Annotated in this window: 4 protein-coding genes; 1 reads left to right on the top strand and 3 read right to left on the bottom strand. The window is 58.1% G+C overall.

Going from position 1 to position 14,561, the window contains the following annotated elements; all coding sequences use genetic code 11:
• Window positions 1–39 precede the first annotated feature (39 nt).
• The 3 genes from E3O56_RS08390 to E3O56_RS08380 form a co-directional block, all read right to left on the bottom strand.
• Window positions 40–5,214 (bottom strand): DUF6543 domain-containing protein, encoded by a 5,175-nt coding sequence (locus E3O56_RS08390; RefSeq protein ID WP_248128090.1) that lies wholly within the window; start codon window positions 5,212–5,214, stop codon window positions 40–42.
• An 85-nt stretch (window positions 5,215–5,299) separates the two neighbouring features.
• The gene (locus tag E3O56_RS08385; RefSeq protein WP_248128089.1) at window positions 5,300–7,324 is read right to left on the bottom strand and encodes a M3 family metallopeptidase; all 2,025 of its coding nucleotides are present in this window, start codon (window positions 7,322–7,324) and stop codon (window positions 5,300–5,302) included.
• A 258-nt stretch (window positions 7,325–7,582) separates the two neighbouring features.
• Window positions 7,583–9,004: an amino acid permease gene (locus E3O56_RS08380; protein ID WP_248128088.1), complete on the bottom strand. Its 1,422-nt coding sequence runs from the start codon at window positions 9,002–9,004 to the stop codon at window positions 7,583–7,585.
• A gap of 451 nt (window positions 9,005–9,455) precedes the next feature.
• Between E3O56_RS08380 and E3O56_RS08375 the strand changes: the two genes are divergently transcribed.
• On the top strand, window positions 9,456–14,492 hold the full coding sequence (locus tag E3O56_RS08375; protein ID WP_248128087.1) for a hypothetical protein: 5,037 nt from the start codon (window positions 9,456–9,458) through the stop codon (window positions 14,490–14,492).
• The last annotated feature ends 69 nt before the right edge of the window (window positions 14,493–14,561 follow it).

Genomic DNA, 14,561 nt, shown 5'->3' with positions numbered 1-14,561 from the left:
GCAGGAGCAAACGGCCCGGGCGATGATCTGACGTTGTAGTCATAAGCCAACAGGTTTCTCTTTTCGACGCCCCAATTGTGCAATCAGGTAGGCGACGGAGTCGGCGTTGTTAAGCACCGTAAGGATGCGTTTAAGCGGATCGGTACGGAAAACTCGCCGGGCATCGACGAGGGTCTGGGTGCCTGTGACGCTGAGCAGCCTGTCGAGCACATGCTGTGTTGACGTGCCCTGGGCAGGGTCTGATTTGAGGCCGGTTGCAACATCGACAACCTGGAACAACTCATGGGTCGGAGTATTGAGCGACAGTCTTGAAATATGGCGCTTTTCCAGGGCTGCTTTTGTGTTACTGCCCTCAGGGGTTTGCGGATCAATCAGGTCATCAAACGGATGGCCTGAATGCACGTAAGCCAAGTCCAACGTCGCACAGACATGATGAGTGACTTCGTGAATGAGGGTGGTCGCACGGGCGTGGGCGCTGACATAGAACGGCTTGGTCAACAAATGACTGTATTTCAGACCCGGGTTGAAAAACGTCTCGGTCAAGTACACCAGTTGAAGGGGGTCGGGGACAATCGTAAAGGCCATCAACGTGTGTCCACCCTGAGGAGCCGGCAACCGCGATCGGCCAATGACAAATCGCGTTGAGTCCGAGGAGGTCAGTGAGGGCTCCATCAACGCAGTGCAGACCGTATCGACGATCTCCTGAATTTTTTCAAGGTGTTCGACCTCGAGCGTCTGCAAGCCGAAAAACGTTTTGATCTGTTTGACCAGCTCAGGGGCAGCAAGGGGAGTTTGTGTGATCAGGCGCAAATTTTCCTGGGCGTTCTTTGCATAAAACGTCGCCAAGGCAAGTGCATCGATGATAAGCCAGGATTCCCGAGCGTAAAGCGCTCGTATCTCGCGCATCCCGCTGGCCAATACATTCATACTCGAGCGCGCAAATGGCTCGGAGTAGAAGCGATTAAGCAATCGCGCAATTGTCCGTCGCCCCGTCAGCACTGGGCCAGCGCTACTGAGCATCCACTGTTGTCGAGGGTTGCGCTGTACCTCAGGACCGACTTCGCCATCACCGATGATGCGCCAACCCTGGCCATGCTTGATGACTTCGAACACCTTCCCTGCCACCGCCGCGTAGTAATGGTTGGAGGTCGATCGATAAAGGTTGAGTGAGGTGTCTTTGATCAGGCTGGCCAAGCTCGGCTCAAGGACTTCGAAACGCTGGAGCCGGGTGCGGGAAGCAGCGGTAATGTCCAGCGCGGGCCAGGACACCACAGAGGTCGCAGGTGTGGAAGGCGGCGGGATTGGCTCGGGTGCCGGGGGCATGCCGCCCTCTGATACGGGAGGCATGGAATCGCTCAAACCGGCCAGCGCGGCGACACCTCCGATGAAATGACCCAGTGCCTCATGCCATTGGTGGCTTTGCAGCTCCTCGGCAGAAGCCTTGAACAGTTTATAGCTCTGCCAGACCACCAGGGGGTAGGCCAGTTTGCCGGCAAAAAATACAGTGGCCGCCTGCACGCCCTCAGAGAACACGGCCTTGGCCGTATCCCAGGCAGTGCCTGCATCAGCGGCTTTTTGGCAGCCCAACAGCGTTGTCAGCAGCTCGACATTGTCGGTGAACAGCTGTTTGAACAGCGGCGTGTTGATGGGGTTGCTTGCCAGCTGCAGGGTGGTGCTGGCCAGGGGTTGCTCCAGTGCGCTTGTCAGTGCCGCTTGGTCAACAGCCGGGACCCCCAGCCGAACCCATCGCTGTAAGGCGCCGGCGGCTGTCAACTCAGCACGGAGTGCGGCCTCAACGGTATATTCCTTGAGGGTGTAGCCTGGACTATAGGGGGCATAAAGGATTTGAGGCCCCTCGTCACCGGAGGCGGAGCCGATCAAATAAGCCCCGGGAATCTTGATGGTTTTCTTCCCGTCATCCACCAGCAGTTCCAGAGGGCGGATCATGGCGTTGGCATTCACTACTGTCGCACGGGCGATCGCATCGGGCATATCCATGATCTGTTGAATGAGCCCGAAGGCCGTTGGTGAAAGCTGGTCTTGCAACCTCATGCCGTGAGCGTATTGCATCAATTGCCACGGCAGTTGCTTGGCGAATCGCGTATAGCGTTGCTCGAAGCCCGGGCTGGCAGGGCCCAGGAAGGACTTGATGTATGTTTGGTAAGCCACGTTGATGTTCAACGCCTGTATCCGCGTTTTCAGCGTCTGCGCATCCAGGGTGGATGGCAACGGCGTTGTACCGGTGCTGGCGAAGAGGGGCACCTCATCCTTCCAGTACGACTGATGACTCAAGGCATAGTCCAGCAGCGACTGGTTGCGGGCAGGTGTACTGCCCTGCGCCGGTAGCCCGACTTCGACTTCATCAGGTGTGACGCTGTCCTGAACGTCAAGGTCCTTGAGTAACGTGCTGAGTTTCTTGAGCGTGAACTGAGCCAGTGAGTCGACCCCGTGCAGGTAATCCTGATGGTCGGTGACGTTGTTTCGATACTGCTCCAGCAATTCGACGTACAGCTGTTGATCCACAGCATGGGCTTTGCCCAACCATTGCAAACCCTGTTGCTGGATCATGGCCTGGACCATGTCCTTGGCACGCTGCACGTTGGTGGGCGCCAGGCTTTGTGTGGCTTGAACCTGCCAGAGCTTACGCAACTGATCGACCGATAGCTGCATGGACAGGATTTGCGCCAGTTCACGGTCTTTTTGTTGAGCGTAGGTTCGTTGCAAGTGCTCAACGAGGTTGTCTTCGATCAGTTCAAGGGAACTGAATGCATAGCTCGGTTGTGCCTCCCAGTCCGGTGGCGCCAGGTTCGCCAGGAAAGCCTGTCGCTCGTTCGGGATTGCCAGGCGTCGATCCATCTCTGCTTTGAAGTCCTTCAATGAGCAGAAGCTTTCCAGGCCCAACGCGGGCGTCCACAGCAGCGTGCGGCCCGAATATCGAAGATCAAGCCCGCCGCGCTCGGTCAGCACGAAACAGTTATTGAGTACCAGCGGGGTATTCTGCCCAGTCGGTACGACCTGCAAAGAAAACGCATCAGGGCGGAACCCATTGACACCAGGGCGTAAGTCTCTGGCGTAAATACCTAACACGGTCAAAAGCACTTCGTAGTCGAGGGGCAATAAAGCGTTGTTCCAAAGCCTGACTTGCACTTCCCCTGTCAAGCCCATCTCCATTGCCTTTCTCAGCAAGGGCTGCATGTTGGGGGACACGCTGTGGGTTCTACGCAGGTACTGTTTAAACCCACCGACTGCACTGTTGATCAGCGTATTGAACGTAGCGGCGTCCATACCTGAGACCTTGGTGGCGGGTTTGCCAGGAGGGGTTGAATAGACGTGAGTGTTAAGCGGATCGATGAGTGGACCCACTTCGCCACATAAGCGCGCCAGAAAATAGTCGACCATACTGCTCGATGAGAGCAGTTGAGGTTTGTCAGTGCCATTTGAAGGGTTGCTGTATTGGCGTACCGAGAGGCACGCGGCCTGCAACTCTTGCTGCTTGATAGCGTACAGTTTGGTATTGAGATAGGTGATAACGGAACGCTCCAGCGAGGGGCGAAACGATAGGTGTTGTTCGATTTCGGCAGTGACGTTTTCGAGTAAATGCACCGTTGTGCGCATTGCAGCAAGCGTTGGTGGAATCCTGGGTTCAGTCACCGTCGCCGTCCAGGTCTCTGTCAACTGGGTACTCCAACGCCCCATGGGTTCGAAGGTCAGTAATGTTGGATCAATCATTCCACGTACATCCAGCACATGATCAACCAGGGCATCGAGGTCCATCGTGCCCTGGCTCAGGCGATACTGATCGAGGGCGTATTCAAGGTTGCGACCTTGTTTTTCAATGATGCCCTCCATGATGCGTTGGAAAATAACCCCGGTGATGGGGCCTTTGGTGACTTCGCAGGCCAGCAGGTCGACTTCGTTATAGCGTTCCGGCCTGGACAGATGCTTTCTCCAGGCATCGGCATGCTGCCGGGGGTTGAGACTATCGAGAAGGTGGGTTTTCAGGGCGCTCAGATCGGTAAACGATCGCAGGCCCTGGAGGGGGGTATAGAGCAGCCAGGGCGAGCCATTGTCGCTTTTGTTACTACTGATGATAAGTGTGCCTGCCAGCTCGGCGGGGGTCTGTTCGGGCTCACTCAGCAGTGCCTTTTCAACATCGATCGCAGGAGCAAGCGTTGTCGCAGGCAGCGCAGCCTTGAGCGGCAAGGCCTGTAGTTGCAGACGCTGCTCAACCGTAATCGTAGTTTGCTGTTGTTGCTCCAGCGCCACCGTGAAAAAGGCATTGGCCATGGCGTTGGTAAAAAGTTGTAGCCGTGAGAACCCAGCGGCGGCCGGCAGCGTCCAAAATGTCTTGGGCTGTTGCTTCATATATGCTTTCAAGCCCTGGGCCAATCCCTGGACTGATACGTCCCAACGCAACTGATCATCAGCTTCCTGAGTAGGCTGCTGGGGGTTGTGGTAGCGCCGGGTTTCACCCACAGGCCAGCCATTGGCGACAAAATACCTGAGGACAGTTTCGCTCAAGGAGCGGGTGGTTGTGTGTCGGGACGTTGGCGAATCAGAATTGCCTGATTCGCTGGATGCGTCGATGACATAACTCTGCACTTGGATTTGGCGCTGATCGCCCCCCGTAAAAGACTGCGCCAACTTGGAGGAAATGTATTCATCCAGCAGAGAAGTGAAACTGGGCAGCTTGAGCAGCTCCTCGCGCATCAAACGAGCATTTTCGAGCAGGTTATTGGAGAGGGTCGCATGTTGTGCTTCGAAGACAGCGCCAGCCACGGTATGTTCGGTAATCGTCAGGGTTGCAGTAGGCGTCAGGGTGACTTGCTGGGAGATGGAAAGGTAATCAAGCAACGCTTGGCGCTGCGACGAGTCTTTGAGCCACGACTTCAGTTGCGTCTTGAGGATTTCATGGCTTTCCAGCTTTTCCAGACCACGAGCGGGTGTATAGAGAACAACCCCGCCTTCTGGGGCGGGGCTCATGACGAATGCACCCGCCAATTCAATAGCCGGTTGACCAAGCACATTCAGTTGCAGGGTTTGGACGTGCATCGGCGCTTTGTGCGCCCGCCGCAAAGCATCGGTGGCCAGATAGACCGAGTCGAACCAGTCAAGGTCCTTGAGGGTAAAGTTGCGTGAGCGTTGGCGCTCGCTTAGCTGCGTGCGATCTGTTTGGGTTTCGCTGAAAAAATACGGTGGGGTGTCAGTGCTCATCGAGTGCTCTCCGTGCCGGATTGGCTGCTGAAGATCACTCTGGCGTTTCAAGTTTCAGCCGAGGGGCTACATATGCACCAGCGCTTCATGCCCCGGTGGAATGCCCGACACATCCCACGCCGTCCCCCCGAAAAAGCGCAAGTGCGCTCAACAGCGTACCGGTATCGCCCTCAGTAATGAACGCGTCCCGGAAGGCTTTCCCGGTCTCCGGGTTGAACAGGCCATCACGCTCAAACCGTTCAAAAGCCTGGCGGGCCAAGACACCAGACCACTTGTAGGAATACATCTTGGCCCCATAGCTACCCATCGGTTGTTCGAAACTGTTGATCGGGCGGGTGCCATCAGGCCACTGCAAATGCCCGATTTCACTGTTGGTATGGGTGAAAACCTCATGAGGTGTACGCCCGTCGCCGTAGGTACGGTGCAGCTCAAAGTCGACGAGACCCGTGAGCAAAATACTGGCGGTTTCCTGACTGGTCTGGGTGTGAGCAAATCGGCTCATTTGAGCGGCCATATCGTCAGGCAAGGGATCTCCTGTCTGGAAATGGCCGGATAGCCAGACCAGGAACGACGCAGTAAAGCAGAATTGCTCCAGCACCTGGCCGAAAAACTCCGTCGTATCATGGCCTAATTGGCCCATACCGGAAATCGCCCGGTAGGGGGCGGCGGTCAACAGGTGCTGCAGGCAGTGGCCGAATTCATGCAATAAGACCCTCAATTGCAAGTGATCCAGCAAGCAAGGCTGGGTCGCTGTCGGTCGCGGCAACTGGCTGCGCAGCACGGCTATAGGCCGTTGTGGACGCCCCTCGGCGGTCATCCGGTGATTGCGCAAACCTGAGGCGGCGCCAATCTCGCCGCCCGCCATACGGCGATAAGGGTCAATGAACAAATACCCAATGGGCTCGGCGTACTCCCTGAGTTCGAATACCCGCACATCCGGGTGCCAGGTATCGACGGTGGTTTGTTCAATCAGCTCAACGCCGAACAGCGTTTTGGTGAACGCGCACAAGCGTTGCAGCACCGTTTCCAACGGGAAGTATTTGCGCACGGCGTCTTGGGAGACACCCGCCACGTCCTGGCGAATCTTTTCCGCATAATAGTTGTAATCCCAGGGTTCCAGCGCATTGATCCCACGTTGTGCGGCATAGCGTTGCAGTTGTTGTGCCTCATGGGCAAATGTCGTGCGTGCCCGATCAATCTGCTGATAAAGAAATGCAGTGACCTCATCGGTCGTCTGCGCCATTTGCTCCACCAACGCCAGTTCGGCGAAGTTGGCATAGCCGAGCAATTGTGCTTTCTGGTGACGGCTGTCGAGCAACACTGTCAGAACCGGTTCATTGTCGGTGGCAATGTCGTCGCGACCGGTGCCCACGGCACGGCTGTAGTAAGCCACCATCATTTCCTGGCGCAAGGCTCGATGGTCGGCGTAGCTCATCACCTCCTGAAAGGACTGCTCGGAAAGGGTTAATAACCAGCCATCCAGGCCTGCGTCCCGAGCCGCGGCCTCCATGCGTGCCAGGGTCGCGCCAGGCAACCCACTGAGCATCGCCTTATCTTGAATGTGCTTACGCCATGCGTCGCCGGAGTCTTTCACACGCCGCAGGAACTCTTGGCTGAACTCCTCGATTTGCAGGTTCAACGTTTTGAGCCGTCGTTGATTCTCAGGCGAAAGATCAAGACCCGCCAACTGGTACTTGCGCAGTATTTTATGCAATGCACTGTGGCGCTGTTGATTGAAAAGGGCTGCGGGCGGGCTATCGGCAAGTTGTCGGTGAAGCTGGTACAGATCATTGTTCGCGGCCAGCTCGGCGCAATACTGCCTTGCAAGCTCATAACTGCGATGTGATGCCAGCTTCCATGTCGGCCCCTGGGGAACGGAGTCAAGCAACTCAATGATTTTGAGAAAGCCGTCCAGGCGTGCCTCCAGCTCTTCCACTACTTGCACCAGGTCGTCCCACGTGGGGAATAACGACTGGCTGGCAATGATCGTGGCGGTGGTGTTGCGGCTATCAGCGATGATTTGCTCAATGGCGGGAACCAAGTGTTCTGCTCTGATGGCAGAGAACGGTGGCAAGTCGTAGGGCAGTAGCAGAGGGTTTCTTTCAGGCATGAAGTCACTCTTCAAAGGTTGCTGTCGAAGCAGCCAGCCTAGGGAATGAATTGTTGTTGGAGGGATAGATAGATATGAGCAAAGCGATAACGCACGGAACCGGATGCCCCGCGTTATACACAGGCACAGTGCTCGCGATATCAGGCCCCAGGGGCGGCAGGCGCCTCACCGCAAATAGAGGATCGTGCAGAAAATACGGCGGTCAGAAGCCCCACCCCGCGGTAGAGCGGGGTGGAGCTTTTTGTCACAAGACACACATCAGGACGCGGAACGCACCGTCCCTTGAGCGACGGTCTTTGGCTGCAACCTGAACACGTAGAACAGCACGGTCAACACCATCAGGAACACCGGGCCCACATACAGTGCCACACGGGTATCGGGAAAGTACGCCATCAGCCCCACCACCATCACCAGGAACGCAAGCGCCAGGTAGGAACTGACCGGGTACAACCACATGCGGTACTTGAGGCCGGCCGCTTCGGCCGGGCTCAGGCTTTTGCGGAACTTGAGCTGGGCCAGCAGGATCATCAGCCAGGTCCAGATCGCGCCGAACGTGGCAATGGAAGTGACCCACACAAAGACTTTTTCCGGGACCATGTAATTGAGCAGCACACCCAGCAACAGTACGAAGATCGACAATAGCAACGCCTTGCGCGGTACGCCGTTGCTCGACGTGGTGCCGAAGGTGGCAGGTGCCTGGCCGTTCTGCGCCAGGCTGTAGAGCATACGCCCGGTGCTGAAGATGCCGCCGTTGCAGGACGACAGCGCGGCGGTGATCACCACGAAGTTGATGATGCCCGCAGCGGTCTTGATACCCAGACGCTCGAAGGTCATCACGAATGGGCTGCCCTGGGTGCCGATTTCATTCCATGGGTAGATCGACAGGATCACAAACAACGCCCCCACGTAGAACAGCAGGATGCGCCAGAACACCGAGCCGATGGCACTGGGAATGGTCTTCTGCGGGTTCTTCGCTTCACCAGCGGTCAGGCCGATCATCTCCACGCCCAGGTAGGCGAACATCACCATCTGCAAGGACATCAACACTCCCGTGATGCCATTGGGCATAAAGCCGCCGTGGGCCCACAGGTTGGAAATGCCCAGCGCCACGCCGTCATTGCCAAAACCAAACGCGATGATGCCGACGCCGCCGATGACCATGGCAATGATGGTGACGATCTTGATCAGCGCGAACCAGAACTCGAACTCACCGAACGCCTTGACCGCGATCAGGTTGATCGTGCCCATGCTGATCAACGCCGCCAGGGCCCAGATCCAGCGTGGGGTGTCGGGGAACCAGACGCCCATGTACACGGCCACGGCGGTGATTTCCGCCACGCAGGTCACCAGCCACAGGAACCAATAGTTCCAGCCGGTGAGAAAGCCCGCCAAGGGGCCGAGATAGTCTTGGGCGTAACGACTGAACGAGCCGGCGACAGGGTTGTGCACCGCCATTTCGCCGAGGGCGCGCATGATCACCAGGATCGCCAGGCCGCCAATGATGTACGAAAGCATGATCGCCGGGCCGGCCATTTCAATGGCCTTGGCCGAACCAAGGAACAGGCCGACACCGATACAGGCGCCAAGGGCCATCAGGCGAATATGCCGTTCACCGAGTTCGCGTTTGAGCGGGCCGCCTTGAGCGGTCTCGCCATGGGGCAGTGGGTTGCCGACTGGCATAAAGGTACAACCTCATTTTGTTATTGGATTGTCCGTCGAGTTTGCGGGGTGCAGGCCGGTAAGCCTGTGCCCTTGTCGAAACCGGGGCCGCCTCATGGACGGACCCTTCTTGCCGGGCAAGATCAGCGGGCCGTGCAGTATAAAAACCTCGACACAGGGCCTTTCACTATAAAACACGCCAATTTCAGCGGTACCTCGCGGGAAAAAGCCGGTTTATGGAGGGGCATTAGCTGATCCCGCGTGAAAGGCCACGGGGCGAAACGGCGGCGAGTATTGCACAGCCAGGGTGCATCGTCATGCCCCTACCATCGCCCAATGGTCACTGCGAGGGGCTCTATCTCAAGGCTTTCACGCCATAGCGATACAAACCATGGAAAAAGGCGAAAGGTCCCGGTGAAGACTGCGCCCGCAACCGGCACGCTCTGTCATTACCTTCAACGAGACTTCATGGATGACTGAATTGACCACCCGGCATGAGCAGCCGACTCCATCCCAGCGTCAGGACGGCGATCGGCAAATGCTGGACACCCTAATTGCACACCTCAAGACCGAACCCTACGCTGCCGCAGACTCACTCCCGGTGCCGACCCACTGTGCACTCGGCTGCTGGCTTGTGCTCTATCGCCAAGCCCTCGGCCACCCCTCTTTCGTGGCCTGGGCCGGGCAGCGGCGTTTCAACCCGATGGAAGTGAACGTGCGCAACGGCACTCTGTATGCCAACGGTGCCACCTTCACCTATGAGGACGCCAGCGGCTGGCAGCAGCTCGCGCCGCCCATTCGGGCCATCGCCCTGATCATCGACCCGGATGCCATCGGCCTGGCCTACCCTGCCGCAAACCTGTCACTGAGCGCCCGTCAGGTGCTGCGGTTCCACGGCTACCCCCAACCGACTACGCTTGCCCAACGCGGCGTGCTGATTGACGCACTGGGTAGGACCGAACCTGCGCTCGCGGACGCGTTCGAGCGACTGAATCAGGATCTGCACGCGGCAGCCAATGCACTGCATGCACAGATCATCGAAGACGACCTGAACGAACACACATTCAACCTGTTGAGTGTGTACCGCTGCCGTTTCCCGCTGGCTGGCGGCTCGTTCTGGGCCGTGACCATGCAGACCGCCGCAACGTTACTCGGGGAGATCACTGAGCATCCGCAGTTTCTCGCCTTGACTCGCCCCGATGCACTGACCCAAGGCCTGTACGAATTTGACCACCAGCAACACTCGATCAGAGGCGCCGGCCCCTGGGGTCAACGGGTAGACATCAGCCATGAACAACTGTCGCAGCTGCCGCTGGGCGATCGCCTTGAACGCTTGCAAGCCTGCGCTGCGGCCATGAACCTGTTCGTCCATCAGGACGGCCAATTCAGCCTCGCACAGTTGCTCAGCTTGCACGACCTGCCGTTGCCGGATAATCGCGAGGCGGCCTGGGAGCTGATGGAACAACTGCAGCGCAGCGAACCGGTGACGGTGCCGCCCGTGAGTGATCTGGCGCATTCCGACGTCGCCTTGCGCCAGTATCGACAACGCCTCGAAACCACCCGGCTCGCTAGCCCCCAGCAGGGCAATTACTGGGAAGCCCTGGGTATGCCACTACCGGGTGCGCTGACCCTTTCAACCGAACAACGCGCCAAGGTGATCCATATCAGCGCCACGTTTGTCCCACAACCCAGCTCCGGTTTGTTCAACCTGCTGGCTGCCGATCTGCCGCCCGGGCCACCGGATGAACAACTGCAACAACTGCTTGCCGCTCCCCGTGCGCAGAAGCTGGCCGATTCGTTGCTCGGCGCCGTGGGCTGGTTTGGACACGCCCCCGGTGAAACGACCAGCAACGCCAGTCGAGACACATTGGTCCTTGCCGCGCTGATCCTCAGTCTCGACCCGCAGGCCGCACAAGCGCGATACACCCTCGCCGGCCTGAACCTGAACCACAGCGATTACCATGGGCATCGTTATGCAGACCTGCGCCGCTCACTTGAGCTGCACCTGATTGCGGCTGGTGTTGCTACTCCCCAAACCACGGGGTTGGCCGCACACCTGTTGCTGGCGGGTGTCGCACCGGAGTTTTTGGTGCAAGGCATCCCTGATTCGCTGTACTTCATGACTTCCCACGCCTGGATGCTGTTCAAACAAGGCGTGATGCTGGCAGAAGAGCTCGCCTGCGGGTCAACACGACAGCTGGCGTTCAGCGACATCATCGCGCTTGCCATCCAGGAGCCGGCGACGGACCAGGAACGCTTGTGGCGCGAGCATTACGCCACCGCCACTCTGATCGACTGGGCAATCGTCCACGGCGAACTGCGACCTGCACAGACCTATCGAACCGATGAACTCGACGCCATCAAAGAACGCCTGAAGGCCCGTATAAAGACTTTGCACGACGCAGCCGAAACCTTGCGCAGCAGGCTCATCACGCGCCGCAGCCTGGCCTTGAGGGACCTTAAACGCGTCTTCCCCAACCACCGCTGGCTGAAGAAAAAATGCCTGCAAGAAGGACAAGGCCCCTTTCGGCTCCCCTCCTACAGACCGACCACGGGCGTAAAGCTTCAGTCGTTGGCGGATCTGCATATGGGCGGCCACCTGCAACCCATTGACGATAAATGGCGCTCAACCGACCCCGAACTCGACCTCGCCCTGCTGAAAAAAAACTTTGGCCAGTTGCGCGATGTCAACGCGCTGTTCAGCGAGGCCGCTGGTGCTTACACGCAAAGACTCAAGGAGGCGTTTATCCGAGCGATCAGTTACCTGCTGTCGCAGTTACCACTGGCCGACCGCAAGCGCTTGCACGAGGGGGCGGTACAACTGCTCGTGGTGAGGCAAGCAGCCAGCAAGCCGCAGATCGAGGAAGGGCCCGGAGAGAAAATGGCCCGTACCGGCCGGTTCGGCTTCATCCTGCGTAGTACGGCAGTCAACACCGTCCATGACTACGAACTGTTTCCCCTGCTCAATCAAGTGCAACAAAACACCCGCCTTCCCGCCATCCTGGAACTGGGAGGCCGCCCGCTCAAAGTCACCACCGGTTCCCCCCACAGCACACGACCGATCGCGTATTTGCATGAGGGCAGTCGCCTGGCCATTGATGAGGATGCCTACTTCAAAGGCACCCCACCCACATCTGGAAGGTATTGCACCGTTATCGTGGATCAACTCTGGCATTTCGAGGGGCTCCCGGCCATTGCTAGTCCGCTGGTGTTCGACTCGCCAAGAAACCTCACATTGGCGAGCACCATCGTCAATCACCACTTTTTCATCGATATCGATACCTGGGTGGCCCAGGCCAAAGGCTTGACCACCCTTGAAGAGCGAAAAAAAAACAGCGAGCAGTTGTTAGAGGCGCTGCTGGGCTTCATACCCTTCTGGACCTGCGGCCATGACCTCGCCTCCGGGGAAATCAAACGCGTGCTCGATGGCACACTGGGCTGTTTCTTCGACATGCTTGGCCTGATCATGCCGACCAAAGGCTTCATTACCAGCGGCTGGGGCCGCCTGATCAAGCCCGCACCGGCCTACTTGAAACTGCTGCAACTGACCAGACTCAGCGCCACCTTTATCAATGAGTTGCTCAACCCACTGGAGGCGGTGCCATCGTTGGTGCGCCTGACGGCCTATGGCCTGGCCAGGTTAAACCACTCAGGCCAGCGGGCACTGGCGGGCGCACTGCGTCATGCCCAGCAACGTCTGGCCCATGGCACGCCGATGGATTACGCCCGGCTGATCAACCGCGCCGACGTCAGGCCTGGCGTTCTGATGCACCCTGAGGGGCTGACGCCTCTGTTGGCGATCAGGCGCGCCAACGCCTGGCATGCCTTTGACCCCTTCAGCGCAAGGCCGTACGGTCCCGCGCTGAAAGGTTTGCAACTGGACACCACGATGGCCGTCACACCGGTCAGCTTCGCCGACGGCTACAAGGTGCTCGTTGTAGAGCCCTTTTTTGACACGGCGCCCTTGCTCATTCAACGCGTCGACGCGACCGACATGTTGGACCAAGGCCGCGTCTGGCGTTTGTCCCATAAACACCCCAGCCAGCTGGACGAACTCACCTCAGAGGCCCATGCCAAGCTCACCGACCACTTCGACTCGGTCTGCCCCGTCGGCAGAGCAAAGCGCAGCCCGGGGGTGCCCCTCATCTGTTTCACCAAAAGGCTGTACGCCTTTAAGGATTCGATTCATAAACGTCGAGTCCAGGCGCTCGACCATATTCGCATCCAGCCGGCGCCGATGATCGGCGGCAACAAACGCCAGTTGGTTTATTACCGAAACGTGCATGATGTCACCCCGGACTTCGACGGCTTCGAGCTGACCCCTCACCCCCAACCTTCAGCGTTGATCTACCAACAGCAGGTCAGCGGCAGGCGCATTGACAGCGAGCCGCAGTTCGGCTTGCCCGAAGACGACCTGGACAACCTGCTCACCCGTAAAACCCAAGTCGTTGAAATCGATGGGCTGGTGAACCTCATCAATGACCGCAGAACCCTTCGGGCGCTGGAGATCACCCTACCCAACACGACAACACCTTACTGGGTGGCCGAGCCCGATGTGGGTGTTTTTTACCGGACAAACGCAACGCCCAGCGGCGCCGACACCTTGCAATTCCATCAATTGGATTTCAGCCAAGGCGGCGACGATACAGCGCTGATCAGGGCCTACTGCGACACCAAAATGCAGTTCTTGCAAGCCGGCGGGATGATTCCCGACCAACCGCTGGTCACACTGCCGACCCTCGAAGTCCTGTACCGACAGTTGAGCAAGCGCGGGTTTTTGCCGAAAAAAATCGAAAATATCCGCAAAAAGGCCAGCACCCTGAGGGTCATCAAGCAGCGGGAACTGCTGCTTAACGCCTCGGACGAGGGAAGGCGCCTGGATATCAATGTGGTCTCGCGGCCGGTGCAACTGGACATCTGGCCACCCAGCTCCGCCACGGGTAGCCCGCTCAATAAATACCTCGCAGAGCAAGCCAACGTCAGCACCCAGGCGGTGGTGGATAGAACCGGCCTGAGATCAAACAACGTCGTCGGGGCGACCCCGGCTGAAATCCTGCGACTGCAAGAAGCTGAACCCGTTGTGATGTGGGAATACAGCAAGATCGGCCACCCGAACTACACCGAGGTCATTCTCAAGACCGGTGCGGGCAATTGTGACCAGATGGCCCATGTGGCGTGTGAAATGATCCGAACCAATGGTGGCGTCGCTCACGTGTGGTACTGCCGGGGTCATACCTTTGTGGTGGTGGGTACGGTCCCTTCGGGCTTGACCCAGACTCTGGATTTCCAGGGTGCCGACTGGGCGAACCTGTCTATCTGCGACCCCTGGGCATCCATTACGTGTCCGGCGCAGGACTATATACGGCAACTGAAGATAAAAATGACCGTCTGGTACCTGGAGGACAAGATGGTGTTTTTCCATGATGGCGTGAGCCGTCGCTGGGCACCGGCCAATGACCCGACCTGGCTGAACATACTGGAGACCAGCATTAAATATCCGATGCCATGAACACATTTTTCCCCCAACCGGCTACCCGCGACTAAGCTTCAGGCAAGTCCGATCAATCTGCGTGCAGGG

It is taken from the genome of Pseudomonas sp. W2Aug9, from assembly GCF_023127755.1.
Lineage (GTDB): Bacteria > Pseudomonadota > Gammaproteobacteria > Pseudomonadales > Pseudomonadaceae > Aquipseudomonas > Aquipseudomonas synxantha_A.
This window is presented reverse-complemented; position numbering and strand designations above follow the sequence as displayed.

What these genes read in the sequence shown, in the direction of transcription:
- E3O56_RS08390 (WP_248128090.1), bottom strand. Translation starts at nt 5,214, where the DNA reads ATGAGCACTGACACCCCACCGTATTTTTTCAGCGAAACCCAAACAGAT.
- E3O56_RS08385 (WP_248128089.1), bottom strand. Translation starts at nt 7,324, where the DNA reads ATGCCTGAAAGAAACCCTCTGCTACTGCCCTACGACTTGCCACCGTTC.
- E3O56_RS08380 (WP_248128088.1), bottom strand. Translation starts at nt 9,004, where the DNA reads ATGCCAGTCGGCAACCCACTGCCCCATGGCGAGACCGCTCAAGGCGGC.
- E3O56_RS08375 (WP_248128087.1), top strand. Translation starts at nt 9,456, where the DNA reads ATGACTGAATTGACCACCCGGCATGAGCAGCCGACTCCATCCCAGCGT.